A 26,780-nucleotide genomic window follows, 5' to 3' on the forward strand; every position below is an offset into this window, starting at 1 on the left:
CCGCTACGGGGTTTCGGCCGGCGGGCGCAGGTAGTTCGGTCCGGTCGTGTAGTGCTTGTTGATGTCGGCCGCGCCGGAGCGCTCCTTGGTGAGCAGGGTCCCGGCGGTGACCATCGCCTTGATCGGGAGCCGGTCCGCGTCGAGGATCCGGCGGCGCAACCACGGATCCGCCAGGTCCGCCAGCCGGTCGCGCACCAGGTGCAGCAGTTCGGCGCGTTCGGGGTCCGACAGGGCGAATGCCAGGGCGCCGGCGCACAGATGCACGGTGATGGTGACGAACAGGTCGGCGAGCGGCCCGTCGTCGGGACTGTAGGTGCGCGGGTCGTCGAAGCCGTCGTGCTCGACCGGGCAGCGGGCCCGGTTGATCCGGGGGCCGTCGTTGTCCTTGAGCAGCAGGCGCACGGGTCGGTCGTCGGCGAGTACGAGGGAGAGGTTCTGCGGGTGCGATTCGAGTGCGACGCCGTACCGGAACAGTGTGGTCTGCCAGTCCAGGAGCAGCGTGAGGTAGGCGTCGAGCAGCGCGAACCGATCGCCGCCGTACCAGCGTTCGGCGACCCGGTCCAGGACGGATGTGCCGTCGTGCACCCGGGCGAGCAGGGCGGCGACCGGGAGTACGAGGGCGTCGTCGGGCAGGTTCGGGTAGCGGCGCACCAGGACGGCGAGCAGTTCGTGGCCGGCGTGCAGGTGGGTCTGTTCGTCCGCGAGCAACACCCGCTCCCGTAAGCGGGGTTCGTGGTCCAGGACGGCGGCGAGCAGGCGTTGTCCGGCGGCGCCGTCGACGAGGGTGCCGGGTTTGATGGTGCGTCGGTTGCGCATGCCGAGGGTGGCGATCGGCAGCGGGAGCTTGAGGTGTACGCCGGGGTGGTCGAGCACGGCGACGGTGCGCATCGACAGGGTCGGGCACACGTCCAGGTGGGCCGGCGCGGTGGGCACGGCCGGGTCCGGGAGCCGGTCGAGGGTGAGGGGGTGTACGGGCAGCGCGAGCCGGCTGTGTTCCAGGTCGGGTCGGCCGAGTGTGGTGGGGGTGGGCCACCAGTCGGGCAGGGTGCCGGTGAGTGTGGCCGCGTCGTGCGGGAGCAGGGCCCAGCGCAGTCGGAAGGTCGGGTGGTGTTCGGGGGCGTAGCGGCGCAGCGCCGCCTGGTCCAGGCCGGAACGGGCGCGCGGGGTCGGGTGGATGGGGTGGTCGAGGTGTGCGGCGAGGGTGTCCAGGGCCGGGCCGGCGTGCAGTCCGGTCCAGGTGCTCGGATCCGGGCCGTGGTCGGCGGCGAGCCGGGCACGCACGGCCGGGAGGGCGTCGGCCATGACGCGGCCGGCCCGGGCCGACTGGCGGCACTCCTCGGCGAAGTCGTCGAAGCCGGACCGGTCGCGGGGGTCGGCCAGGTCGCGCAGGGTGGCCAACACGGCGTCGGTGGTGGTCAGTCGGGTGCCGTCGCGTTCGGCGAGCAGGAGCGGTTCGCGGGCCGCGTACTCGCACTGGAAACCGTCGGGTCGCACGGGTATCAGCCAACTCGTCGTGCCGTGCGGGGCCTTCAGCCGCAACCAGGTGCCGTCGGGCCGGTGCAGTGTCTCGGCGGTGGAGCGCAGTCCGAGGATGTCCTCGCGCAGCACGGCGTCGAGCACGCGTCGCAGTTGCTCGCCGGCGGGGGTGTTCGCCGAAGCGCCGCGCGGGGCCGGGTCGGGTGACGCCGGGTCGGCGACGGCGGGTTCGGTCACGGGGCGATGCCCCACGTGTGGTCGGCGAGGAACGCCTCGGCCGCGTGGTCGACCGCCGACCGGTCGGTACCGATCGTGCGCAGCACGCCGAGGTAGTCCCGGTTGGAGTGGTGCAGTTCGTGTCGTTCGCCGATCGCTCGCAGCGGGTGGTAGTCGGTGCGCACACCCGCGTCGGAGGTGGTGTCCTCGCGGCCCGGAGCGGTGGTGAGCACGCCGGCACGGTCCGCGCACGGCCAGTCGATGCGGGCGTGCCGGTCGGTGTGCGCGCCGAGGTCGGCGGGGAGGTCGTCGCCGAGGTGCACGCGCAGGATGTACTCGAAGAGCGGGATGCCCAGGACGTCGGCGAGCAGCAGGTCGCACTGGTCGCCGATGGCGCGGTAGTTGACCTCGATGATCCGGGGGCGGCCGTCCTGGAGCACGAACTCGGTGTGGCAGGCCCCGAATCCGACGCCGAGCGCGTCGAGCCGGGCCAGTACGCCGGCGGTGCTCGCGGCGGGTGGGTGGGGGACCAGATCCAGCCGCAGTTCGATGAAGTGTGGTGGCGGCGACAGGTGGGTGTGGAATCCGGCCACGACCCGTGTGCCGTTCCGGTCGCCGAGCGTTTCCAGGGTGTACAGCTCGCCGCTCAGGAACTCCTCGACCACCAGCGCCGCGCCGGGCCGACGGGAGCGGATCTCGGCGCAGCGCGCCAGGAGTTGCCCGTCGTCGGCGACCAGCACCACGTCTTCGCCCGCGACGCCCTCGCGGGGTTTGACCACGCACGGGAACGGCGGGTCGAGCGCGAGCAGTTCCTTCGCGTCCCGCTCCGGCGCCAGTTCGACGGCCCAGACCGGGTCGACGCCCGTCGCGGCCAGTCGCCGGCGCGTGTGTGCCTTGTTCTTGGCGTGCAGCGCGGCCCGCCAGTCCTTGGCCGGGAGATCGAACCATGCGGCGGCCAGGGCGGTTTGCACCTGGAGGTGGTCGCTGTTGCTGAACACCGCGTCGGGGCGGGGGCCGTCGGCGATCCGGTCGATCACCGCGCGAAAGTCGCGGACGTCACACTCCACGACCTCGACGAAATCCCGGCTGCCGCACACCGCGAGGTGGGCCGGCGCGTACGCGGGGTCGGTGAGCAGGGTGACGTCCAGGCCCAGGCGGTGGGCGGCGGGCAGGAAGCCGTCGGTCACCGAGTCGGTGGGGTTGAGCGCGAGCAGGTACAGCCGCATGCGTGATCGCCCCCTCGGACACGTCGACTCGTCGATCCGGACGCCGGGTCCGGGCACGCCCCGCCCTCGGCGAACAACCCCGCCACCGGGCGCCCCGACCCGGACCGGGCGGGGCTCGGACCAACTTAGGCTAGCCATACCTCCTGGCCAAATCCGGCCCTTGCCAAGCCCGTTCGGCCCAGTGTCGGCGCGTCGCGGGTGATCGTGAATCCGGCCCGGTTAGGCTAACCTAACTCCGACATCGTCCCGTGTCGTCCACCGGTCGACCCGTGTCCGAGAGGGCGAGTTCCCATCACCACCGAACGTGAACGTCGTGCGCGGCTGTACCGGCCCTTCCACCTCACCGTGGTCCGCAACATCCCGATCACCCGCAACGCGGTCCGGATCACCCTGACCGGCCCGCGCCTGGCGAGCTTCGTGCCCGGCGGACCGGATCAGCGGATCAAGCTGTTCGTCCCGCGCGAGGGTCGCCCGGCACCCCGGATCACCCGGGCGGACCTGACCTGGCGCGAGGCGTGGGCGCGGATCCCCGAGGCGGACCGGCCGTACCAGCGCACCTACACCGTGCGCGCGCACCGTTCGGATCCGGTCGAGATCGACATCGACTTCGCGCTGCACACGCCCGGCGGGCCGGCGTCCCGTTGGGCGCGCGCGGCCCGCCCCGGGGACCCGATCGAGGTGCTGGGGCCGACCGCCGCCCGCAACGGGGGCTACAGCTTCGAGCCGCCGGCGGGCCGGCGCCTGCTTCTGGTCGGGGACCACGCGGCGCTGCCGGCGATCGGGTCCATCGTCGAGTCGTTGCCGGCCGACGCCGAGGGGAGCGTGTTCGTCGAGGTGACCACCGAGGCGGACCGCCAGCGGTTGGCCGCGCCGCCCGGCGTACGGGTGAACTGGCTGCACCGGGGTGGTGCGCCGGCCGGGGACCACCGTCTCCTGGACGCGGTCCGCGACGCCCGGCCGCCGACCGAGCACGGCTACGCGTGGCTCGCGGGCGAGGCCGGCCGGGTGCGGGCGCTGCGCCGCCACCTCAAGGACGAACGCGGCATGGACCCCCGCGCGATCGCGTTCATGGGCTACTGGCGGGTGGGCCACACCGAGGAGACCGCGCACACCGAACCGGGCACCGCCGCTCCGAGGGTGCAACTCACCCACTGATCCGGCGACTCCGACACGACGGGTGAGCCCGAGCGCGAGGCCCGGGCCGAGTGCAGGTGGGACGGCCCGAAAGGCCGCGCTCGGCACGCCGGGGGTCGGTGGCCGGCTGGGCGCGACCTGCGGTGGAGCCACCGAGAAAGGGCCGGGCGAGGCCGGCGGGCACGGTTCGCGCGGTCACCCTCGGCGGCGGTCGCGGCGCGCCGGCCGTGTATGCAGGGCGAGCGGCTCACCCGGGGCGGTCGGACCGGGTCCGTTCCTCGCGCATGCGGCGGGCGATCACCCGCAGGTCGATCCAGGCGATCACGGCCGTGAGGCCGCATACGATCGCCGCGATCAGCCAGAGTGTGCGCACGTTGTCGGCGACGTCCCCGGCGGCGGCCACGGCGCAGGCCGCGCACGCGATGACGAAGAAGGGCAGCGCGATCCTGGACATGACCCGACGCGCGGGGAGGTCGCTGCGGGGATGGGCCGCCTCGCTGCCGGGAGGGCGCCTGGTCGAAGCGCGACGTCGCGCGTTCATACCTTTCGCATACCCGACGGCACACCCGCTACGCGGTCGCGTGCCCGGGCGTTTGCACGGGTTGGTGCACGGGAGGACGCTGGAAACGTACGTGATCGAGTCCTCCGCGACGCCCGAGGCGAGTGTCGAGCGCGATCCGTACCGAAACGCAGGTGAGATCGATGCGCATGCTTCTCTCCGCACGGATGAACACCGAGGCGGGCAACCAGGCCGTCGCGGACGGGTCGCTGGGCAAACGGATCCAGTCCATCGTCGAGCGGGTGAACCCCGAGGCGGCCTACTTCGCCGCGTTCGAGGGCGACCGTACGTGTCTGCTGGTGTTCGACATGCAGGACTCCTCGCAGTTGCCGTCCATCGCCGAACCCTTCTTCGAGTTGGGCGCCAAGGTCGCCGTCCGGCCGGTGATGAACCTGGACGACCTGCGCACGGGCCTGGCGTCGCTCGGCTGACCCGGCGCGACGCGCCGGGCCGACGCCGCCGATAGGGTCGGACCCGGTCCGGCCGGGCGAGCCGCGCGACGGGGGCCGCAGGAGAGGGGGCGCACGTGTTTCGGGTGGCCGTGATCGACGACTATCAGGGGCAGGCCGCAGCGCTCGACTGCTGGGGCAAACTGCCGGACGACACCGAGGCGGTCTTCTTCCCGGACCATGTGCGCGACCCCGACACGCTGGTCGAGCGCCTGTCGGGGTTCGACGCGGTGGTGGCGATGCGCGAGCGCACCGCGTTCCCGGCGGAACTACTGGCCCGGCTGCCCGCGTTGCGGCTTTTGATCACCACCGGGATGAACAATGCCGCGATCGACGTCGAGGCGGCGCGTGCCCGGGGCGTCACCGTCTGTGGCACGAGTCTGCTCCCGCATCCGGCGGCCGAGTTGACGTGGGCGCTGATCCTCGAACTGGCGAAGGGCACCCGGGTCGAGGAGGCGAGCCTGCGGGCCGGCACCTGGCAACGCGGCGTGGGCGTCGACCTCGCCGGCGCCACGCTCGGCGTGATCGGTCTGGGAAAGCTGGGCACCCGGGTGGCCCGGGTCGGCGCCGCGTTCGGGATGCGGGTGCTGGCCTGGAGCAGCAACCTCACCGCCGAACAGGGCGCGGCGGTCGGCGTCGAGGTGGTGGCCAAGGAGGAGTTGTTCCGGCGCGCCGACTTCGTCACCGTGCATGTGCGCTTCAGCGAGCGCACCAGGTCGCTGGTCGGCGCGGCCGAACTCGCGCTGATGCGCCCGACCGCGTATCTGGTCAACACCTCGCGCGCGCCGATCGTGGACCGGGACGCGCTGCTGGCCGCGCTGCACGAGGGCCGGATCGCGGGGGCCGGGCTGGATGTGTACCCCGTGGAGCCGATCCCGGCGGACGAGCCGATCCTGGCCGCGCCCAATACCGTGCTCACCCCGCACATCGGGTATGCGACGCGGGACAACTACGAACTGGCGTACGCCGAGGCGGTCGAGGACGTCGCCGCCTTCCTCACGGGCGTGCCGGTGCGGGAGTTGTAGGTCGTCGGCGTCGGCGGCTTAAGGTCGTGCGCATGCTCATCTGGATCAACGGCCCCTTCGGGGGCGGCAAGACGCAGACGGCGCACGAGCTGCACCGGCGGCTGCCCGGCAGTGTGGTCTGCGACCCGGAGGAGGTCGGCTTCGGGCTGCACCGGATGACCCCGCGGGCGCTGCGCGGCGACTTCCAGGATCTGCCGGCGTGGCGGCAGGGGGTGTACGAGGTGCTGGATCTGACCCTGGCCAGGCATCCGGGGCCGGTGTTGGCGCCGATGACGGTGATCGAGCCGGAATATTTCCGGGAGATCGTCGGCCGGCTGCGCGAACGGGGCCACGACGTGCGGCACTTCGCGCTGTTGGCCGAGCGGGGCACGGTATTGCGGCGGCTGGCCGAGCGCGGCTTCGGGCGGGCGGTGCGCGTGGTGGCGGGCCGGGAGGCGCCGCTGCGGCGGGAGAGCTTCGCGGTCGCCCGGCTCGATCTGTGCCTGGAACGCCTGGCCGGCCCGGAGTTCGCCGAGCACATCCACACCGACCACATCGACACGCCGAGGGTGGCCGACCTGATCGCCGCGTCGACCGGGTTGACCCTGGCGCCCAACACCGACTCCCCCGCGCGGGCTCGGGTACGCCGGGCCTGGACGGGGTTGCGGCACATCCGCTTCGTCTAGCGCGTGTCCTCGATCGCCGGTCGGGTCAGATCCGCTCCCGCGGCCCGTCGGGCAGGAGGGTGGTGAGCGGGAACGCGGTGGTGTGGTCCTGGGGGCGGGACAGGTGCAGCGCGGCGTGGAACCAGCCCGCGGATTCCCGGCCTTCGGGGTCCTCGGCGGCGGCGATCACCGCGTCGACGGCGTAGCGCTGTTCCCGTTCGCTGGTGAAGCGGCGTTGCGGGAAGGTGTGCGGGCCGAACTTCTCGGTGACCAGGCCGTGGGCGGTGAGTCCGTCGGCGATGGCTCGGTAGGAGCCGGTGCGCAGCACGAACGCGGCCACCCACACCGCTGCGGGGGCGTCGGTCAGGAAGGGGCGGAAGCTGCGCGGTGACAGGAAGCTGGCGCCGCCGGTGACGGTGATCAGGCCGACCGGGCGCGTGGCGGCGAGCAGTTCGGGCGAGGGCGGCGCGAGCTCCAGGTTCTCGGCGAACCCGGCGTCGAGCAGGCCGACGGCGCGCGCGTAGGCGATGGCGTTGGCCGCCACGTCCAGGCCGATCACGGGCACCGCGTCGGCGCGGCGGCGGGCGGCGTACCACGCGCGGTCGGCCTCGATCAGCTCGGCGGTGTCCATCGCGGCGACGGGCGCGGAGCGGTACCGGTCGTACAACTCGGCGAGGGTCACGTCGTGGTTGAGCAGCGCCGCGTTGATCCCGTACGAGCAACACATGTCCAGGACCGCAACGCCCGCGGCCCCCTCGGCCCGGGTGGCGACGAGCCGCCGAAACACGTCCTGCGCATGATGCGGCGTCTGATAGCCCCACGCCCCGAGCGCCCGAAAGAACCCCCGGGGATCCGGCCGATCGTAAATATCGTCGAACGAGGTCATGGCCTCGGTCTCAACCCCACCACTCACCACACCAACCCCTCTCCTCCCCCCAACCCTGCCCACCCCCCAAACCCCCAAAGCCTCCCCCGCCGAACGAACACGAGAAACGCCCGGCACACAAGACCGCAACCACGAGGCGGCCCCGGCCGCGCGGGACGGGCGCGGAGCGCACGGGAGGGCGCGCGCCAGATGCGGACCGGCCCGAGCGGGCACGGGAGGAGCACGCGGGCAGGTGCGGAGCGGCCCGAGCGGGCGCGAGGGCGGGTCCGGGACCGGCCCGAGCAGGCGCGCGACAGGTGCGGAGCGGGCGCGGAACCGGCCCGGGCGGACACCGGGCAGGGCAGATGCGGAACCGGGCCGGGCGGGCAGACGCGCGGCAGGACCGGGCACGGGCGAGCGCGGGCGGACACGCGGCGGGTGCGGGGCCGGGCACGGGCGGACACGCGGCAGGGCAGATGCGGAACCGGGCCGGGCGGGTGGGTACGGGGCGGGTGCGGAACCGGGCCGGGCGCACACGCCACAGATACGAAACCGGGCCGGGCGGACGCCGCGGGGCAGGTGCGGAACCGAGCCGGGCGCACACGCCGCGGACGCGGAACCGGGCCGGGTGGGTGGGTGGGTGCGGGGTGGGTGCGGGACCGGGTCTGGGTGGGTTTGGGGTTGTGGGTGGGGTGGGGGGCGTTTCGGGGGTTCGTGGGTGGGTGACACTGGTCGGAGGTATCCCGCCGGCGAGGAGATCCGTGAGCACCGACGCGCAGCCGCCCGAGTCCGATCCGCCCAGCACGTCGAGTGATCGCGTGCATCCCGCGCCTGCCGGGTACGACGTCGCGCCGGGGGCCGGGGAAACCACCCTTGCCCGGGTCGATGGGCTGCGCGTGGCCGCTCGGCGGATCGATGGCCCGGCGGAGCCGGCCGACCCGCCCGATCGGTGCTGGTTCGGCGAGATCCGCGAGACGCCGCTGGGGGCCCGGGCGGTCTTTGGTGACGTGGCCGGCGATCCGCTGTGCGCGCCCGATCTGGCGGCGGAGGTGCTCGCCGCGTTCGGCGCGGTCGCCGCCGAGTTGCCCGCGCTGACCGAGGTGTCCCACCGGATCGCGCTGGCCCTGCGCGAGGACCACGCACGCGGCCATCGCCCCCTGGTCCGCCTCCTGCTGGTCGAGCGCGCCGGCGGCCCGACCGGGGACGGCTCGTTGACCCTGGTCAACCGCGGCTATCCGAACCCGCTCCTGATCGTCGGCCGACGGGTGCTCGGGCTGGAACCCATGTACGCCACCCCGCCGATCGGCGCGCTGACGCCCGGCACGTTCCGCCCGCCGGAGCTGACCGTCGCGGCGGGCCGGGGCGAGCGGGTGCTGCTGTACACGGACGAACTCGCCGAGGCCGCGGGCGCGGACGGCACGCGCTACCCGTTCGCCGAGCGCGCCCCGAGCCACGTGGGCGGCGACTTCGCCGACGCGTTGCGGCGCCTGGCGGCCGACATCGAGGCACACTTCGCCCCGGCCTTCCCCGGCGACGCGGCGCTGTTCCTGATCGAACCGGGACCGCTCGGCACCTGACGAGGCCCTACCCCACCGTCCCCCGCATCGGCGTCGGCACCAGCCGCGCCGCGTCGAGCGACCGGCGCGCCGGGCCGCTCCCGTGCACCCCGTACAGCCGGAGCTGGAACATCGCGTCGAAGCGCGCGTCGCCGTCGGCGAGGTCGATCGCGCCCACCTCGGACAACCGGCGCAGCCGATAGCGGAACGTGTTCGGGTGCACGTGCACGGCCGCCGCGGCGGCGGTCACGTCGCCGAACGTGTCCAGCCACGCCGCCAACGTCTCGGTGAGATGGGTGTCGTGTTCGGCGTCGTAGGCCCGCAGTCGGGAGACCGGTCCGGCCGGCGCGTCGTCCGTGGCGGCCACCCGGTCGGCCACCTCGACCAGCAGCGACGACACGTACACGTCGCACAGCCTGGCCACCCGCAGCGGGGATCGGCCCGAGCGCAACACGCGCAGCGCACGATCGGCGTCCGCCCGGGACGAGGGTAGGTCGACGGCGCGGGCGGCCACCCGGCCGATGCCCACCACCGCCTCGATCCGCCCGCCGATCCGGGCCAGGAACTCCTCGGCCAGCCGTACCGCCCGCGCGTCCGACTCGGTCGGCAGGATCGCGTAGGTGAAGCCGCCGAGCCGGGCCGTCGCGGTCCGCGGGTGTACCGCCGCCAGGTGCAGCGCCAGCGCGTCGACGATCCGGTGCTCCTCGGCGGTGCGTTCGGCCGGTGCCGCGTCGCCCACCACCGCGAGCGCGAGCACGCACGCCGGCTGGTGCGCCAGGCCGAGTCGGCCCGCCGCGTCCACCGCCGCCGGCCCGCCCTCGAGGACCGTGGCCAACAGGTCGGTGCGCAACCGGCGCTCCACGTCGGCGCCCGCCCGTCGGCGCAGCAGGTGCAGCGCGACCACCTTGGCCGCCTCGATCAGCGACCGCTGCAGCTCGGCGGACAGCGGCCCGCGCACCACGACCCAGATCGAGCCCAGGATCTCGTCCCCGGCGCGCACCGCGATGGCCACCCGGGGCATGTCCGAGACGCCCGGCAGGTACACCGGCCCCTCGCTGCGATACAGCGCCTGGAACGCGCCGCGCTCCTCCAGGATCCGCAACCACTCGGCGGGCACCTGGCGGTCCAGGATGGTGGCGATCCGCGGCTCGTCCGCCTCGTCCTGACGGCTGGAGAAGGCCAGTACGCGCCCGCTGCGGTCCTCCACCGTGACCGGTCCGTCCAGCAGCGCGGCAATCGCGTTGACCAGCGCGAACAGGTCGCCGGAGGGCGCGCCGTCCAGGGTTTCGCCGGTCTGTGTGCTGCCGATCTCGTCCACCGCGAGCAACGAGCGCAGCAGCGTGGTGACCTGGGACCAGGACGCCCCGGGGGTCAGCGCGAGCACCACCACGCCGGTGCGCGCCACCGCGTCCCGGATCTCCGCGTCCACCGCGAGCGGCCCGCGCACCACGACGGCCGAGGCGGCCAGCGCCGCCGCGCGGTGCACCAGGGTGGCGATCGCCGAGGACCCGTAGACCGCGACGCCGAGCACCACCGCGCCGGGCGGGTGCGCGGGTTCGTCGCCCGGGTCGTGGATGAGGACGCCGGTGACCTCGCGGTTCGGGTCCGCTTCGCCTGCGGCGACCTCGAACAGGGTCGAGCCGAGGTCGTCGATGATGCGCCCGAGCACGGCGCGCGGACGCGCGGTCATCGCGGGGCCGTCAGGGCACAGGCGAGCACAGCGGCCCGGGCGGATATCGGCCGGTTGTCGGTCAGGTCCGTCACGAGGGGATCCATTCGGTCGACACGAGCCCCCGTCGAACGCACCGGAGCGGCCGTGTCGCCGGTGGCCGATCCGTGTGCGGGAGTCTAAACGATCTTGGGTCGAAAGTGGGGAAATCTCCGGCCCACGCCCGGTTCGAGACGACGGCCGCACGTGCCGCCGAACCGAACCGGACCATGTACGTCACGGCCCTTCGGGCCGAACCGAGCACAGGTGTGCTCAGTCCCCGTCTCGTCGCCGGTCCACGACATAGCCCCCGAGCCGCCCGAAGCCGCGCACCACGCGACCCTCCCCCATCAGGCCGCCGAGCACCTCGCGCACCGCCAGCCGCCACGAGAGTGCGGCGTCCGGATCGGTACGCCGCAGGGCGTCGATGTCGCGCGGCACCCGGACGATCACCACGTCGGCATCGGTGCGCCCGAGCACGGGTCGGCCATCGGCCCCCACGTCCAGAGCGACCGCGACCCCCTCCTCCCCCGGAGCGGCCGCGTCGTCCACCGGCTGCGGGATCCCCTCGCAGGCGAGGGCCACCCGAGGGGCGGTCAGATCCCAGCGCACCAGCAGCCGATCGGTATGGTCACCGGCGTTGAACGCGTCGGTCAGACGCCCGTAGAAGTCGACCAGATACTCGGCGGGCACCGCACCGAGCTTGGCCAGATTGAAGAACGCGTTGCGCCCCACCAGGGGGTCGAACGTCCAGCTGATCCGGGTGATCCCGCGGTCCAGGCACCAGGCGCGCTGGTGCACCTTGAGCGCGTGGCCCACCTCCCGTCCGCGCGAGCGCACGTCCACGCCCGCGATGTGCGAGTGCAGGCCGTCGGTGGCGAGCAGAGCCACGCAGGCGCCGGTCAACCGGTCGCCCTCGTAGGTGCCCGCCACATAGCCGCCGGCATGCGCCAGGACCATCAACAGTTCGGGCAACATCATCGGGTTCGCCGAGTCCACCTGCCAGATGCCGTCCAGCAGCCTGCACACCTCGGACACCTCGTCCAGCGTGTGCAGTTGGCGGATCTCGACGTGCGCCGCACGAGCGGCGCGGACGGCCGCCGCGGTCGCGCGGTCGCGGAGCGCACCGGAATCGGGTGCGGGCTCGGGTTCGGCACGGTACAGGTCGCCGCCCATCCGCGCGCCCGCCGGTGTCGGGGTCATAGGTTCCCGGTCTCCGTTCCCTCGTCCGCGTCGGAGGCGGCCCGCGCCGCTCCCCCGGTCTGCGCGCCCTCGGTGACCGCGCCCTCCGGCAGCGGCTCGCCGATCCGCGGTACGCCCGACAACAACGCCCGCGTGTACTCGTGTTCGGGGTCCTCCAGGACCTGTGCGGCCGGCCCCTCCTCGACCAGGACACCCCGGTCCATCACCGCGATCCGGTCCGCCAGGTAGCGCACCACGGCCAGGTTGTGCGTGATGAACAACATCGCGAAGCCCAGCTCGCGCTGCAGGTCGCGGATCAGGTTGAGCACCGCGCCCTGGACCGAGACGTCGAGCGCGGAGGTGACCTCGTCCGCCACCAGGACCGCCGGTCGCGCGGCCAACGCGCGGGCCAGCGCCACCCGTTGCCGCTGGCCGCCGGAGAGCGCGCGCGGAAGTCGGGTGCTCATCCCCGGGTCGATCCCGACCAGGTCGAGATACCGGGCCACCTCCTCCACGCGCCGCGCCCGGTCCTCGCGCGGCAACGCCTCGGCCACCGAGGCGCCCACGCTCAGCCGGGGGTTCAGCGACGCGAACGGGTCCTGGAACACCAGTTGCACCGGCCTGCGCCCGGGCCGGCGACCCTGGTCGACGCCGTCCACCAGGACGTTGCCCGCGGTGATCGGCACCAGCCCGACCGCGGCCCGGCCGAGGGTGGACTTGCCCGATCCGGAGCCGCCGACCAGGCCGACCACGCGGCCCGCCGGCACCTCCAGGGACACGTCGTCGACGGCGGTCACCGCCGAGCGGCCACGGCCGTAGCGCACCGTGATGTGGCGCAGTTCGAGCGAACCGGACGTGCCGGCCCCGGCGGGCGCTGCGTCGGCCTCGGCCGCGACCGGGGCAACCGTACCTGCGGCTTTCATCGAACCTCCTCCAGTTCCTGCACGGCGGTGGTGATCGGGTCCCAGCACGCCACGCGGCGTCCGGGGCCGATGCGTTCCAGGACCGGTTCCTCGGTCCGGCAGCGATCGCTCGCCCGGGCGCAGCGCGGCGCGAACGGGCAGCCCACGCTCTCCTCGCCCGGCTCCGGCGGCCGGCCGGGAATGGTCGCCAGCGGGACGTCCCGGTCGGTGGTCATGGTCGGCACCGCGCCGATCAGCGCCGCGGAGTACGGGTGCGCGACGCCGTCGGCCAGGTCGCCGACCGGCAGTTCCTCGACGATGCGGCCCGCGTACATCACCACGACCCGGTCGCACACCTGCGACACGACGGCGATGTCGTGCGAGATGAGCAGCAACGCGGCGCCGGATTCGGCCCGTACGTCCCGCAGCAGGGCCAACACCTGGGCCTGGACGGTGACATCGAGGGCGGTGGTCGGCTCGTCGGCGATGATCAGTCGGGGCTCGCCCATCAGGCCCATCGCGATCATCACCCGCTGGCGCATGCCGCCGGAGAATTCGTGCGGGCGCTTGGTGACCCGCTGTTCGGGGTTGATGATGCCCACCGCGCCCAGTCGGGCGACCGCTCGGGTCAGTGCCGCCGCGCGGCCGGCGCCGTGGTGCACCTCGGCGACCTCGGCGAGTTGCCGGCCCACGGTGAGCGCCGGGTTGAGCGAGGCCATCGGGTCCTGGAACACCATGGCCAGCGAAGTGCCCTTGGGCGCTTGGCGGTTCAGGTCCCGGTCGGCGAAGCGCAGGGTACGGGCGCTGACCCGGCCGGGGTGCGGGACCAGTCCGGCCGCGGCCAGCGCGGTCAGGCTCTTGCCCGAGCCGGACTCGCCGACGATGCCGACCGCCTCGCCCTCGGTGACGCTGAGGCACACATCGTGTACGGCGGTGTGTCCGGGGAAGCGCACCCGCAGGTGGTCGACGTGCAGCAGAGCCGACTCCGCCTCGGCGGCGACTTGTTCGTCGGTCGAGACGACCGGCTCGGCCTCGGGCCGGTTCGCGCCGCGGCCACCGCTGGCACCCGCGACCACCTCACCGATCAGGCCGAAGGTGATGCCGGTCAACACGATCGCGGCGCCCGGGCCGACGGCCGACATCGGGTCGACCATGACCCGGTCGAGTTGTTCGTTGAGCAGACGCCCCCAGTCGTAGTCGGGCGCCTGCACGCCCAGGCCGAGGAAGGACAGGCCGGAGAAGGCGACCAGGATGCCGGCGGCGACCTGGGCGACGAACAGCGCGACCGGCTCGGCGATGTTGGGCAGGATGTGCCGCACGATGATCCGGAACCGGCCAACACCCAGGATCCGCGCCGCGGCCACATAGTCGGTGCCGGCGATGGAGGCGGTCAGGTTCTGCACGAGCCGGGCGGTGGCGGGGGCCGCGCCCAGGCCGATGGCGAAGGCGGCGGAGAAGGTGCCGACGCCGAAGATGACCGCGAGGAAGAGCACGAACAGCAGGCCGGGGAAGGCCACGAGCAGGTTGACCGTCGCGGTGATCAGCCGGCCGGCGCGCCGGCCGAGCACCGCCGGAAGCACACCCAGGATCAGCCCGCCGAGCACCGCGATCAACGTGGCGAACAGGGTCAGTTCGAGGGTGAGTCGGGTGGCCACCACCACCCGGGCGGCGATGTCGCGACCGAGCGCGTCGGTACCGAACAGGTGCTCGGAGCCGCTGTGTCGGCCGATCGCGTCGGTGTCGATCCGGTCCGCGGTGTCGCCGGCCAGCATCGGGCCGAAGATCGCCACGAGCAGGATCAGGGCGCTCAGGATCGCCGTGGCGATCCCCATCGGGGTGCGCAGCGCCTGGCGCAGTCTAGGGGCCTTGGACATCGTCAGCTCCCGCGAATCGTGGACTTGGGGTCGGCGACGGCGACGGCGAGGTCGACCGCGAAGTGGATCGCGAGCGCGGCGGCTCCGTAGACGAGCACGATGCCCTGAACGAGCGGATAGTCCTTCTGCAGGATCGCCTGGACGATGGTCATGCCCAGGCCGGGCCAGGCGAAGACGTTCTCGATCAGCACGGTGCCCGCGAGCAGGCTGCTGAGGATCAGGCCGCCGAGGGTGAGCGAGGAGGTGAGCAGGTTCGGCAGCGCGTGCCGCAGGTAGAGCAGTCGGGTGGGCAGCCGTTTGGCGCGGGCGGTGCGCATGTAGTCGGTCTCGAACACGCGCAGCGCCTCGACCCGGACGATCCGCGACAGCGCGGCGATCGGGGTGATGGCCAGGGCCAGTACGGGCAGCACGTAGGAGTCGGGCCCTTCGCGCAGCGCCACCGGGAACCAGCCGAGGCTGACGCCGAACACCGAGGCCAGACCGACGGCGAGGAGGAATTCCGGGATGGCCACGATCGCCCCGGTCGAGGAGGCGAAGGCCAGTTCGCTGCGGCGCCGGCGGCCGTTGAGGGTGAACACGGCCATCGCCATGCCCAGCGGGATGGACACCACCATGACCAGGATGAACGCGTAGATCGCGATCTCCAAGGTGGCGGGGAGCCGGTCGCCGATCATGCTCGACACCGAGACCCGGGCGGTGATCGATTCGCCGAGGTCGCCGTGGAAGAGCCCGCTCACGAAGTGTTTGTACTGGGTGATCAGCGAGTCGTTCAGGCCCAGTTGTTCCTTGCGGGCGGCGACCGCCTCGGGGGTGGCGTTCATTCCCAGGGCGCCGCGGACGGGGTCGCCGGGGACGAAGTGGATCATCGCGAACGCGGCGGTCACCAGGGCGGCCAGCGAGACCACCAGACGACCGGTGCGCCGCAGGAAGAAGGAAGTCCAGGGACCGAGACGGAAGTCCGTCACTCGGCCGGACAGGGTTGCGGTGCTCATCGGCCACCGACCTTGTGCAGGGAGGACGGCACCACGCCGCCACCGTCGAGTTCGAAGCTGTAGCCTCGAACGAAGTAGGGAGTCATCGAGTCCACGAACGTCACCATGTCGGCCCGCTTGATCAACGCGGACTCGGCAGCCGTCCATTCGGGGCAGCCGGCGATGTCGGGCTTGGCCATCGCCTCGCCCACCAGGCGCCGGTATTCGGGGTTGTCGAACGATCCGAAGTTGAGCCCGTCGGGGGGCTTGGGGCCGGAAACGAACGGGACGAACTGGTCGGGCGAGGTCACCGACACCGGTGCCCACGCGATTTCCCACTGACCGCCCATCAGGATCGACGCGTTCGTCGACGCCGTGGTCGGTTGGATGCTCACCTTCGCCCCGAACGACTTCCACTGCCTGACCGCCAGTTCGACGGCCGAGACGAGTTGGCTACCGAAGATGCCGGGATAAGGCATCGAGATCGACAGCTGTCGGCCGTCCTTGCTCCAGTACCCGTCGGACTTCTTCCAACCGGCCTCGCGCATCAGCGCGGCCGCCTGCTCCAGGTCATGGGGCGGGAGGTTGCCGGTGACCGAGTCCTCGGTACAGGGCGGGCTCATCGTCACGCCCAGCCGCTGCGGGGCCATGCCTTTGCCGCCGGTGGCCACCGCGCCGATCTGTTTGAGGTCGAGCGCGGACAACAGCGCCTTGCGCAGCCGGAGATCGGAGGTGACCCGATTCGATGCCTCGTTGAAGATCAACATGCCCATCGGGTCCCGCTCGATCACCGCCTTGATCCCGGCCGCGGTCAGCCGCGCCCGGTCGGCGCCGAGCACCGTCGCGATGTCGATCTGCCCGCCGAGCAGCAGGTTGGCCCGGGTGGACTCGTTGCCGACGATCTTGAAGACCACCCGGTCCGGCGACTTGGTGTTGTCGGTGCCCGCCGGGCCCCAGGCGTAGCCGGCTCGCTTGACGAAGGTGAAGTGGTCGCCCGGGACCACCTCGCTCAGCCGGTAGGGTCCGGTGCCGTCGGAGGTGTGCGCCAACTTGCCCGAGTCCTTGAGCGATGAGGGACACACCAGGCGCAGCATCGAGGTGCCGCGGACCAGGAACGGGGCCGGCAGCGAAGCGTTGAGGGTCACCGTGTTGGCCTCGTTGTCGGCGGTGGCGGTGACCCCGGGAGGCACCATCAGGCCGTACAGCGGCGACTTGTTGGCCGGGTCGACGATGTGGTTGTACTGGGCGGCGACATCTGCCGCGGTCAGCGGCGCGCCGTTCTCGCACGTCACGTCGCGTCGGAGGGTGAAGGTCGCCGAGTTCGCGTCGGAGGTCCACTTCTCCGCGACGCCGGAGACGATTCGCCCGTCGGATTGCACGTTGACCAGCGAGTCGTAGGCGAAGCGGTTCATCATCACCGCGTACGAGGTCAACGTGGTCAGCGGGTTCATGTTGTTGGGGTCGCTGGGGAGTGCGATGGTGACCGTCTCGCCGGTCCCGGAGCTTCCCCCCGAGCCGCTTCCGCCGCACCCGGCGGCGAGCAGGCCCAACGCGAGCGCCGCGGCGGCCCCGCGCGAGGCCCGTCTCATCGCGCGCCTCCGCTACAGGTGTCGACGCCGACCCGCTCGGCACCGGGCGTGGCGGCCGGCTCGCCGACCACCATCCGGGGCAGCGCGCGGGTCATGTGCACGAAGCGCGCCCGGTCTCCGTCGCCCACGAAGGCGTACTGTTCGTGCTGCCCGCCCTTCGCCTCGACGGCGATCAGCGTGCGGGCGTCGCGGGCGACCAGTTCGGTCGTCCGGACGCTCTCGCCCATCATCTTGGCCGCGGTGCCCAGGGTGCGCGTGGTCAGCTCGAAGCCGCGCTCCGACTCGACCACGTCCATCGCCAGTACCTGCGACGCGTAGCGACCGACGAAAAAGCGCGCGTCCACCACCGGCGGGTCGACGGGCGGCACCGCGGGCTCGGGCATGGCGACACCCGCGGTGCTCGCCAACACCTCGCGGACCAGCTCGTACATCACGCCCAACTCGCCGCCGTTGGTCAGGATCGCGATCGAGACGCCGCTCTCGGGGGCCACTCGCAGGATCGCGGCCTGGCCGAGGGTGCCGCCGTCGTGGCCGATCACCGGACCGCCCGCCCAGTCGAACAGGTTCCAGCCCAGGCCCCACGCGGTGCCGACCGCGCCGATGTCGGGCACGTCCACCTGCGACTCGCGCATGGCCAGGGCCGACGCCTCGGACAGCAGGCGGGTGCCGTCCGGCAGCAGGCCGCGCGCGACGTGCGCGGCGGCGAACGCGACCAGGTCGGTCGCGGTGGTGGTCAGCGTCGAGCCGGCCGGCGCGTTGGAGCGGGGCAGTTGCCACACGGGCGCCTTCACCCTCGTCCCGTCGGGGCCCTCCACGTGCCCGATCGCCACCCGGTGCAGGATCGCCTCGGCGGCGCCGGTCGCCACCCGGGTCAGTCCGAGCGGGACGGTGATCCGCTCGCGCAGCGTGGCCTCCCACGTCTGCCCGGTCAGCACCTCGACGATCCGACCGAGGGCGACGTATCCGCTGTTGCAGTAGGAGAACATCTCGCCGGGCGCGAACAGTCGCCCGCCGTGGTCGGCCAGATGCCCGACCAGCCCCGCCACCGCGTCGTCACCGGGACCGAAGTCCTCGAATACGTCGCCCTCGAACCCCGCGGTGTGGCACAGCAGTTGACGAACCGTCACGCTCGCCGCGGCGGCCTCGTCGAGCAGCTTGAAGTCGGGGAGGTAGGTGCGCACCGGTGCGTCGAGGTCGAGCACGCCCTCGTCGACCAGCTGCATGATCAGCGTCGCCGTCCACACCTTGGTGATCGAACCGACCTGGAAGATCGACTCGGTCGTGGCCGGGTATGCGATCTCCGTGTCGAGCACGCCGGTGGCGGCCGCGACCGTCTCGTCGCCCATTCGTACCGCGACGCTCGCGCCGGGGATGTTGCCACGCTTGGCCAGCTCGCCGAGACGGGTCGCTAGGTACTCGGGAGTCGGCAGCACCCGGGCAGCGGCCCCGGACACATCGGATCGTCCCATCGTGGGATACCTCCTCGGAAGGCGGCGGCGAGTGCCGCAGAGGACGATCACGGTAGGCAGCGTCACAAACCCCCGAATCGTCGTCCCGGACGAAGAACGGTCGGCGAACCTGTTCGAATCACCGACGCCGAGCCATACCCCGGGGGACGATGCTCGGCAGGGGCCGCCGCGGGGTCGTGAACCGGACCGGCCGAGGTCGCACGACACGCGCGCACCACCTTCTCGCGGGCGACCCGTCCGGCCGCGGACCCGCCCGCACCGCCTCCCCTGGCACCCCACATAGGCGCCGAACGGCAACCACCACCGGCGACCGGCCCTTCGGGGCATCCGACCACCCACACGGAGCGGACATGAGCACCGATCGAGGGCCGGTAGAGCCCACACAGCGCATCCGGGCGATCTTCGACGCGGCTCGGGTCGACGGTTTCCTGCACGTACGCGACCTCGACACCGCCGAAGAGGTCGCCTACCAGGCCGACGACCCGGTCGTGCTCGCGTCGGTCCTGAAGGTGCCGATCGTCCTGGAGTACGCCCGCCAGGCCGCCGACGGCCGGCTCGACCGGGCCGGCCGGCACCTGGTCACCGCCGCCGACCGCGAGGGCGACGGCATCGGCACCGACGGCTGTATGTACGACGTGGAGATGAGCGCGCGTGACCTCGCCTTCATGATGATCACCCAGAGCGACAACGCGGCGACCGACATCGTGCTGCGCCTGGTCGGCCGGGACAACGTGCGGGCCACCCTCGACGCGCTGGACTGCCGAGACACCTCCGTCAGCGGCTGCAAGGACCTGTTCGAGTCGGTGTTGAACGACCTGGGTGTCGACCCGAGCGGCAACGTCGACGAGCAGGTCGCCCGGGCCACGCCCGAGCAGATCCGCGCGCTGACCGTGCGCGACCCGAAGCGCACCGCCGCGACCACCCCGCGCGAGATCACCAAGCTGCTCGCCGCGATCTGGCGGGACGAGGCGGGCTCCGCCGAGGCCTGCGCCGAGGTGCGCGACATCATGGGCCGGCAGATCTGGCCGCACCGGCTCGCGTCGGGATTCGCGGACGAGATCCGGGTCTCCGGCAAGACCGGCACCCTGTGGGGCGTGCGCAACGAGGTCGGCGTGGTCGAGTACCCCGACGGCAAGCGCTACGCGGTGGGCGTGTTCCTGCGCCTGGAGTCGCTGGGCTTTCGCGCGCCTGCGGCCGATGCCTCGATCGGGCTTGCGGCCCGCGCGGCGATCGACCACCTGCGCGCCTCCTGACCGGGGCCGGGTCCGGCGGCGCGTGCCCTGTCGCCGGACCCGATACCCCGACCCGCGTCCCGACCCGTCGGCCGGCCCTCACGGCGGGTCAGGACGCGGGCTCCTCCGGCGTGCGGGCCACGTACACGGTGTTGGTGGCCGTACCGCCCTGGAGCGGGTTGTCGAAGTCGACGACGTGCGCGGCCGAGTCGGCGAAGACCTCGCCGAGCACCGCGCCGAACTCCAGGTCCGGCGGGTCGTTGGACCACAGCGCGAACACCCCGCCCGGACGCAGCCGATCGGCCAGCGCACGCAACCCGGCGGGCCGGTACAGCGCGGCGTGGCTCGGGTGCAGCACATGGCGCGGGGAGTGGTCGACGTCCAGCAGGATCGCGTGGAAGCGCCGACCCGGCACCCGCGGGTCGAACCCGCGCGCCTCGCCCGCCAGTGCGAAGAAGTCGCCCTGGACCAACCGGCAGCGGGGATCGCCCGCGAGGCCGGCGCCGAGCGGGACCAGGCCGCGCCGGTGCCAGTCGATCACCTCGCCGAGCGCGTCGACCACGATCAGGTCGCGTACACGCGGATCGTCCAGCGCCGCGCGGGCGGTGTAGCCCAGGCCCAGACCGCCCACCACGACGTCGAGTTCGACGTCGGGCAACTCGGCCAGGCCCAGCCGGGTCAGCGCGATCTCGCCCGCCGTGAACAGGCTGGACATCAGGAACTCGTCGCCGAGCTTGACCTCGTGCACGTCCTCGCCGGAGACCGGGTCGCGCCTGCGGCGCAGACTGATCTCGCCCATCGGCGTCGTCCGCCAGTCGAGTTCCTCGAAACGCGCGCTCATCCGTGCACCCTCAACCGTGTCGATACCATCCACCGGCCGCGCCGATGGGCGGAAGCCTATGGTTTCGGGCGCTTCGCCGCCGTCGGGCTCGCCGTCGGGCGGGCGGCGGGCCCTCCAGCCGGCCGGTCGGCCCGTAGCCGCCGCTCGGGTTGCCGGGCCGGTCGCCCGTAGCCGGCCGGGGCGGCGATCAGCCCCAGGCGGCGCGTTCGGCCTCGCGCGGGGCGAGCACGGTGGTCGTGGTCGGCGCGTCGAACACCCGTACCGGCCGCCGCGCGTCCCACGGTTCCCAGCCGGGATCGCCGGTCTTGGCGAACCGCACCCAGGCGGCGTGCATCTCGTCGGCGAGGGACTGCGGCGGCGCGTCCCCGGTGAGCGAGGTCCACGCACCGGAACCGAGCCCGTCGAAGACGAACGGCAACTCCATCGCGTGCGCGGCGCCGAGGTCGCGCACGGGGCTGCGCCAGGCGAACTCGTAGACGTGGGTGGCGACTCCACGATCCAGCCGGGCATCCGCGAGGCGGTTGATCGGCAGCCGGACCAGCAGATCCGTGGCCAGCGCGCCGAGCAGTTCGCCGCGCCCGGCGCCGGGTCGGGCCGCCCGGTACGCGGCCAGGATCCGCCGGCCGATCCGGAACTTCAGCCGCGCGCCCGCGAACAACACCGGTCCGACCCGATCGAGCAGGCCGGTGGGCACGAACCACAGCCGGTATTCCTCGGTGTTCGAGCCGAGCAGCAGCCCGATTCCGCAGCCCGCGCCGGCGAGCAGGGCCGCCTGCGGGTGGGCGGGCACCAGGTCGTCGCCGATCGCCAGGGCGAACCCCGCGCCGCCGGTCATCGGTGTGCCGCCGGCGGTGACCGCCTGTTCGGCGGCGACCAGTTCGTCCGGCGGCACCTCGGCGAACGCCGCCCGGGACCCGGCACGGCCCAGCCGCTCGGCCACCAGCGCGGTGATCCGCCCGGCCTTCGCGGGCGGCAACGCGTCCGGCATCCCGCTCTGCAGGATCGCGCGCGCGAACAGCGCCTCGGCGTCCGGGTGCGCGACCAGCGCTCCGAGCAGGATCGATCCGGCGGACTCGCCGAAGACGGTCACCCGCGCCGGATCGCCGCCGAAGGCCGCGATCTCCGCCTGTACCCAGCGCAGCGCCGCGACCACGTCGGCGAGGCCGACATTGCCCGGCGCGCCGTCGAGCACGGAGAAACCCTCCGACGCCAGCCGGTAGTTCACCGCGACGTACACCACGCCATCGCGGGCGAACGCCGCTCCGTCGTAGCCGGGCAGCGCGTTCGCCCCGTGCGCGAGCGAGCCGCCGTGCACCCACACCATCACCGGCAGCCCGCTCGCGTCGGCCGGCGCCCAGATGTTGAGGTTGAGGTATTCGTCGCCCTCGATCACCACCGTCGGCAGCAGTTCCCCCAGGGCTGCCCGGTACGGCGCCTGCGGCGCGGTCGGGCCCATCGTGCCGGCGTCGCGCACCCCGACCCAGCCCGGGTGCGCGACGGGCCGCTCGAAGCGCGACTGCCCCACCGGCGCGGCGGCGTACGGAATACCCAGCCAGCGGTGGACGCCGTCGGCCAGGGCCACGCCCCGAAGCGATCCGGCGGAGATCGTCACCGTGGCCCGCCCCCGCTCGGCTTCCGGGGGAACGCTCATGACTGGCCATCCGATCCGCGGGTCGACCCGCTCGACGATTCCGGCAGATCGGCCGAGGGTAGCGAAACGGGCCGCCGCGAGGCCGCGGCCGTCCGGCCCTCGGGCGGCGCCGGAACGGGCTCTACCACTTCGGATTTTCCACGCATTCCGGCCACGCATATCACCATTCGATGACACTGTGTTGCCGGGTGGACACCGACCGCCATGCCCGGTCGATCACGCCCCGGCCGAAACGTTCGCGAAGTGGGAAGGGATCGACGTGAGTTCACACGAAACGCACACGACCAGCCTGTATCCGGAAGTGGACGAGGCGACCTTGGCACAGTTGGTCGAGGCGTTGGAGAGCGGGGACACCACACGGCTCGCGCCCGCGCGGGCCGCCGAGATCGAGGAGGCCCGGGCGCTGGTCCGGTTCAGCCCGGTGCGGGTGCCCGGTGCGGGCGGCACCGAACTGGACGGCGCGCTCTGGCTGCACCCCGGGAACCGGTCTCGGCCGGTGGTCGTGATGCCGTCCCCGTGGACGCACTTCGGCTGGCTCCTCTACGTGGCCCAGGCAACCCGGTTCGCGCTCAGGGGATATCACGTACTGGCCTACACCGCCCGGGGGTTCGGCCTGTCCAAGGGCGACGTCGAGGTGGCCGGCCCACTCGACGTCCAGGACGGTATCGCGGCGCTCACCTACGTGTTGTCCCGGATCGAGGGTGAGGCCACCGGCGTCGGCTTCCTCGGCGACTCGTACGGGTCGGGCATCAGTCAGTTGGTGGCCGCGCACGATCCCCGGGTGACGGCGGTGGTGGCCCTGAGCACCTGGGGCGACCTGGGCGCGGCGTTCTACGAGAACGAGACCCGGCACATCGCCGCGGTGGAGACCCTGCGCAAGGCCGCGGACGAGAAGCGGCTCAGCGAGGACACCCGCACGCGGTTCGACAACGTACGCGACAACGAGGACATCGAGGGCACGCTGGAGTGGGCCAGGGAGCGCTCGCCCATCCACCACATCGAGGCGATCAACAATCGTGAGCAACCACTGCCCGTCCTGTTCGCGAACGCGTGGCACGAGACGCTGTTCCCGACCAACCAGCTGCTGACCATGTTCAACGCGCTGACCGGCCCCAAACGACTCCTGCTGTCCATCGGCGACCACTCCGGGCCGGAGATGTCGGGCATCATCGGCCTGCCGAACCGGATCTGGGAAGACGCCCACCGGTGGTTCGACCACCACCTCCTGGGTGTCGACACCGGCATCGACCTCGAGGACGAGGTGGTCACCGAGATCATGTGGAGCAAGGCCCTGGAGGGGCAGCCGACCTGGGGCGCGGTCACCGGACGCACCGAGCGGCTGTACCTGTCCGCGCCGCGGAACGGCGGCGACGGCATCCTGTCCGACAAACCCGGCTCCGACGGGGAAGTCGCCTTCCGGGCGGGTACGGACACCCCGGCCACCGTCGCGGACAAGATCATCGGGACCGGGAACGCGGAACTGGCCGGCAATCCGAAGATCTACCCGACCGCCGAGATCGAGCGGGCGCACGCGGGCGTATGGGCCACCGCACCGCTGCCGGTGCCGGCCAAGCTGCGCGGCGTGCCTCGCCTGCATCTGACCTACACGGTCGACGCGCCCGAATCGACGCTGATCGCCTACCTGTTCGACGTCGACGCCGAGGACAACGCGCACATCATCACGCACGCGCCGTTCACCGAACTGCGCGGCGAGAGCGGCCGACCGGTCTCCGTCGACATCGCGCTCCAGGCCACCGGCTACGACGTGCGGGCCGGCCACCGGGTGATGCTGGTCATCGACACGATCGATCCGTTCTACGGCGACGCCACCGACGCGGACAGCACGATCTCGCTCGCCCTCTCCGACGAGGATCCGTCCCATCTGGAGCTTCCGCTGAGCTGAATCGGCACGCCGGTCGCCCGGCCCGTCCGGGTCGGGCAGCCGGTGCGCGAACTTCGTGGAGACATTCTCCGTTGAGCGCAACTTCCCTGTCCGATAAGGAGTTTGACAGATTTTGCCGACCTCGCGAAGCCGCATTGTTCGGGACACTGCGGACGTGTGAGCGTTTGCCGATCGGGCACGAACCCGGCGGTCACGCTCGTCGGCGGTTCGCTCACGTCGCGAATACGCGTACGACGAAGGCCGGTTCGTGGTCGAGGTTTACCTTCCACTCAAGGAGCCTCGATGAATCGAAAAACGGTGACGGCCGGGACTGTCCTGGCCGTACTCGCCGGATTGGCGGTCTCCACCACCGCACAGTCGGCGTCCGCCGACCCGTCTCCCCCTCCCGGCTCGCAGGCATTGGCGGTAGCCGCCGCCGACCAGGCCGTCTCCAGCGGTCTGGACACGCTTGCCAAGGGTCCCGACGAGCAGTACCGGCGCCAGACGGTGACCCCCTGGGTCAACGGTCTCTACTCGGTCGCGTACGAACGCACCTACCACGGCCTGCCGGTCGTCGGCGGGGACGCGGTCGTGCTGGCCGACAACCAGGGCCGGGTCCGCGCGACCCAGTCCGCCACCGGCACCCGCATAGCCGCGAAGACCACGGCCACCATCGACGCGAGCGCCGCGGAGGCGACGTCGAAGGCCCGGCTCGCCGCCGTGGACAAGGTGGAATCGCACCGCCTGGTCGTCCGGGTCAAGGACGGCGTGAGCAACCTCGCCTGGGAAACCGTGGTCGTCGGCAGGACCGCGACCGCGCCCAGCCGCCTGCACGTCTTCGTCGACGCGAGCACGGGCACGGTGCTCGACCAGATCGACGACGTGAAGGCCGGCAGTGCGAACAGCCAGTGGAACGGCCCGAGTCCGCTGACCATCGACACCACCAACTCGGGCGGCACCTACTCCCTGCGCGACCCGAACCGGCCGGGCCTGACCTGCGCCGACTACAGCACCGGCACGATCTTCTCCAAGTCCACCGACTCCTGGGGCAACGGCCAGGCGTCGAGCAAGGAAACCGGCTGCGCCGACGTCATGTGGGCGGCGCAGAAGGAGTGGAACATGCTCCGCGACTGGCTGGGTCGCAACGGGCACAACGGTACGGGCGGCAGTTGGCCGGTCAAGGTCGGTCTGAACGACGTCAACGCCTACTGGGACGGCTCGTCGGTCTCCATCGGCCACAACCAGGCCAACCAGTGGATCGGCTCGATGGACGTCGTGGGCCACGAGTTCGGCCACGGCCTGGACCAGTTCACTCCCGGCGGTGCCGGAACCGAGCCGGGTCTGGGCGAGGCCACCGGCGACATCATGGGCGCGCTGACCGAGGCGTACACCAACGAGCCCTCGCCGTACGACACCCCCGACTACACCGTGGGCGAGGCGGTGAACCTGGTCGGCCAGGGCCCGATCCGCTACATGTACAAGCCCTCCACCAACGGCGACCCCGACTGCTACAGCTCCTCCATCCCGAACACGGAGGAGCACGCGGCGGCCGGACCGCTCAACCACTGGTTCTACCTCCTCGCCGAGGGCACCAACCCCGGCGGCGGCAAGCCGACCAGCCCCACCTGCAACAGCACCACCCTCACCGGCGTGGGCATCCAGCAGGCCGGCAAGGTCTTCTACGGCGGCATGCTGCTCAAGACCAGCGGCATGACCTACAAGAAGTACCGCACCGCCACACTCAACTCGGCCAAGACACTCGACGCGACCTGCGCACTGTTCAACAAGACCAAGGCCGCCTGGGACGCGATCAGCGTGCCCGCGCAGACCGGCGACCCGACCTGCACCGGCGGTCCCGCGCAGAACGACTTCTCGATGAGCTTCAACCCGAACTCGGGTACCGTACAGCCCGGTTCGTCGATCACCGCGACCCTGGGCACGACCGTCACCTCGGGTAACGCGCAGTCCGTCTCGCTGACCGCGGCCGGACAGCCGGGCGACGTCACCGTGGCCCTGAGCCCGAACCCGATCCAGTCCGGCGCCTCCTCGACGCTGACCGCGACGGCCGCGGCGGGCGCCGCGAACGGCACCTACGTGATCACCGTCACCGGTACCGGGCCCAACGCCACGCACACCGCCCAGTACACCCTGACCGTCGGTACCGGCGGCCCGGGCGGCGACGCGATCAAGAACGGCGGCTTCGAGGACGGCACCGCCAACTGGACGCAGAGCGCGAACGACATCACCAACAGTTCGCAGAACGCGGCACACGGCGGCACCTGGTACGCGTGGATGATGGGCTACGGCTCCACCGCCACCGAGACCCTGT

Annotated in this window: 20 protein-coding genes and 1 pseudogene; 8 read left to right on the forward strand and 13 right to left on the reverse strand. The window is 72.4% G+C overall.

Features of this window, described 5'->3' with window-relative positions:
* Positions 1–3: 3 nt before the first annotated feature.
* Complete coding sequence (locus ACFRCG_RS18000; protein ID WP_380032559.1) at positions 4–1,713, reverse strand: IucA/IucC family protein; 1,710 nt, start codon at positions 1,711–1,713, stop codon at positions 4–6.
* The gene (locus tag ACFRCG_RS18005) at positions 1,710–2,918 is read right to left on the reverse strand and encodes an ATP-grasp domain-containing protein (RefSeq protein WP_380032561.1); all 1,209 of its coding nucleotides are present in this window, start codon (positions 2,916–2,918) and stop codon (positions 1,710–1,712) included. Before ACFRCG_RS18005 ends, ACFRCG_RS18000 begins: the two co-directional genes overlap by 4 nt.
* A 345-nt stretch (positions 2,919–3,263) precedes the next feature.
* Between ACFRCG_RS18005 and ACFRCG_RS18010 the strand changes: the two genes are divergently transcribed.
* Positions 3,264–4,073, forward strand: coding sequence for a siderophore-interacting protein (locus ACFRCG_RS18010; protein WP_380032562.1), 810 nt, complete (start codon positions 3,264–3,266; stop codon positions 4,071–4,073).
* A 226-nt stretch (positions 4,074–4,299) separates the two neighbouring features.
* Here the strand turns inward: ACFRCG_RS18010 and ACFRCG_RS18015 are convergent, their stop codons facing one another.
* Positions 4,300–4,506: a hypothetical protein gene (locus ACFRCG_RS18015; protein WP_380032564.1), complete on the reverse strand. Its 207-nt coding sequence runs from the start codon at positions 4,504–4,506 to the stop codon at positions 4,300–4,302.
* Between the two features lie 248 nt (positions 4,507–4,754).
* On the opposite strand from ACFRCG_RS18015, the gene ACFRCG_RS18020 reads away from it, so the two are divergent.
* From ACFRCG_RS18020 to ACFRCG_RS18030, 3 genes are all read left to right on the forward strand, one after another.
* On the forward strand, positions 4,755–5,042 hold the full coding sequence (locus tag ACFRCG_RS18020; protein ID WP_380032566.1) for a hypothetical protein: 288 nt from the start codon (positions 4,755–4,757) through the stop codon (positions 5,040–5,042).
* Positions 5,043–5,137: 95 nt separating this feature from the next.
* Entirely contained in the window at positions 5,138–6,085 is a 948-nt protein-coding gene (locus ACFRCG_RS18025) for a D-2-hydroxyacid dehydrogenase family protein (protein ID WP_380032568.1), read from the forward strand.
* 32 nt (positions 6,086–6,117) lie between these two features.
* On the forward strand, positions 6,118–6,750 hold the full coding sequence (locus ACFRCG_RS18030; RefSeq protein WP_380032570.1) for an AAA family ATPase: 633 nt from the start codon (positions 6,118–6,120) through the stop codon (positions 6,748–6,750).
* A gap of 25 nt (positions 6,751–6,775) precedes the next feature.
* Here the strand turns inward: ACFRCG_RS18030 and ACFRCG_RS18035 are convergent, their stop codons facing one another.
* Positions 6,776–7,615, reverse strand: a complete 840-nt coding sequence (locus ACFRCG_RS18035; protein ID WP_380032571.1) for a hypothetical protein — start codon at positions 7,613–7,615, stop codon at positions 6,776–6,778.
* Positions 7,616–8,355: 740 nt separating this feature from the next.
* On the opposite strand from ACFRCG_RS18035, the gene ACFRCG_RS18040 reads away from it, so the two are divergent.
* The gene (locus ACFRCG_RS18040) at positions 8,356–9,171 is read left to right on the forward strand and encodes a SpoIIE family protein phosphatase (protein ID WP_380032573.1); all 816 of its coding nucleotides are present in this window, start codon (positions 8,356–8,358) and stop codon (positions 9,169–9,171) included.
* Positions 9,172–9,178: 7 nt separating this feature from the next.
* On the opposite strand, the gene ACFRCG_RS18045 is transcribed toward ACFRCG_RS18040, so the two are convergent.
* The 7 genes from ACFRCG_RS18045 to ACFRCG_RS18075 all read right to left on the reverse strand — a co-directional run bounded on the left by ACFRCG_RS18045 (position 9,179) and on the right by ACFRCG_RS18075 (position 18,845).
* Entirely contained in the window at positions 9,179–10,840 is a 1,662-nt protein-coding gene (locus ACFRCG_RS18045; RefSeq protein WP_380032574.1) for a PucR family transcriptional regulator, read from the reverse strand.
* A 291-nt stretch (positions 10,841–11,131) separates the two neighbouring features.
* Positions 11,132–12,061, reverse strand: a complete 930-nt coding sequence (locus ACFRCG_RS18050; RefSeq protein WP_380032575.1) for a GNAT family N-acetyltransferase — start codon at positions 12,059–12,061, stop codon at positions 11,132–11,134.
* Entirely contained in the window at positions 12,058–12,963 is a 906-nt protein-coding gene (locus tag ACFRCG_RS18055) for an ATP-binding cassette domain-containing protein (protein WP_380032576.1), read from the reverse strand. Before ACFRCG_RS18055 ends, ACFRCG_RS18050 begins: the two co-directional genes overlap by 4 nt.
* Positions 12,960–14,816, reverse strand: coding sequence for a dipeptide/oligopeptide/nickel ABC transporter permease/ATP-binding protein (locus ACFRCG_RS18060; RefSeq protein WP_380032577.1), 1,857 nt, complete (start codon positions 14,814–14,816; stop codon positions 12,960–12,962). Before ACFRCG_RS18060 ends, ACFRCG_RS18055 begins: the two co-directional genes overlap by 4 nt.
* Before the next feature lie 2 nt (positions 14,817–14,818).
* Positions 14,819–15,808: an ABC transporter permease gene (locus tag ACFRCG_RS18065; protein WP_380032579.1), complete on the reverse strand. Its 990-nt coding sequence runs from the start codon at positions 15,806–15,808 to the stop codon at positions 14,819–14,821.
* Complete coding sequence (locus ACFRCG_RS18070) at positions 15,805–17,376, reverse strand: ABC transporter substrate-binding protein (protein ID WP_380032581.1); 1,572 nt, start codon at positions 17,374–17,376, stop codon at positions 15,805–15,807. Before ACFRCG_RS18070 ends, ACFRCG_RS18065 begins: the two co-directional genes overlap by 4 nt.
* The gene (locus ACFRCG_RS18075) at positions 17,373–18,845 is read right to left on the reverse strand and encodes a serine hydrolase domain-containing protein (protein ID WP_380032583.1); all 1,473 of its coding nucleotides are present in this window, start codon (positions 18,843–18,845) and stop codon (positions 17,373–17,375) included. The genes ACFRCG_RS18070 and ACFRCG_RS18075 overlap by 4 nt, the downstream gene beginning before the upstream one ends.
* A gap of 350 nt (positions 18,846–19,195) precedes the next feature.
* Between ACFRCG_RS18075 and ACFRCG_RS18080 the strand changes: the two genes are divergently transcribed.
* Positions 19,196–20,098, forward strand: coding sequence for a serine hydrolase (locus ACFRCG_RS18080; RefSeq protein WP_380032585.1), 903 nt, complete (start codon positions 19,196–19,198; stop codon positions 20,096–20,098).
* 88 nt (positions 20,099–20,186) lie between these two features.
* On the opposite strand, the gene ACFRCG_RS18085 is transcribed toward ACFRCG_RS18080, so the two are convergent.
* Both ACFRCG_RS18085 and ACFRCG_RS18090 read right to left on the reverse strand, forming a co-directional pair.
* Positions 20,187–20,918, reverse strand: coding sequence for a spermidine synthase (locus ACFRCG_RS18085; RefSeq protein WP_380032587.1), 732 nt, complete (start codon positions 20,916–20,918; stop codon positions 20,187–20,189).
* Between the two features lie 187 nt (positions 20,919–21,105).
* Positions 21,106–22,569, reverse strand: coding sequence for a carboxylesterase/lipase family protein (locus ACFRCG_RS18090; RefSeq protein WP_380032588.1), 1,464 nt, complete (start codon positions 22,567–22,569; stop codon positions 21,106–21,108).
* A gap of 259 nt (positions 22,570–22,828) precedes the next feature.
* Here ACFRCG_RS18090 and ACFRCG_RS18095 point away from each other — a divergent pair, with 259 nt between their 5' ends.
* Both ACFRCG_RS18095 and ACFRCG_RS18100 read left to right on the forward strand, forming a co-directional pair.
* Positions 22,829–24,472 carry a CocE/NonD family hydrolase gene (locus ACFRCG_RS18095; protein ID WP_380032590.1) on the forward strand — a complete coding sequence of 548 codons (1,644 nt, stop codon included), beginning with the start codon at positions 22,829–22,831 and terminating at the stop codon, positions 24,470–24,472.
* A gap of 282 nt (positions 24,473–24,754) precedes the next feature.
* Positions 24,755–26,635: pseudogene (locus ACFRCG_RS18100) on the forward strand (M4 family metallopeptidase); the annotation flags it as partial.
* Positions 26,636–26,780: the final 145 nt, after the last annotated feature.

This window comes from Embleya sp. NPDC056575 (genome assembly GCF_042793325.1).
Taxonomy (GTDB): Bacteria; Actinomycetota; Actinomycetes; order Streptomycetales; family Streptomycetaceae; genus Embleya.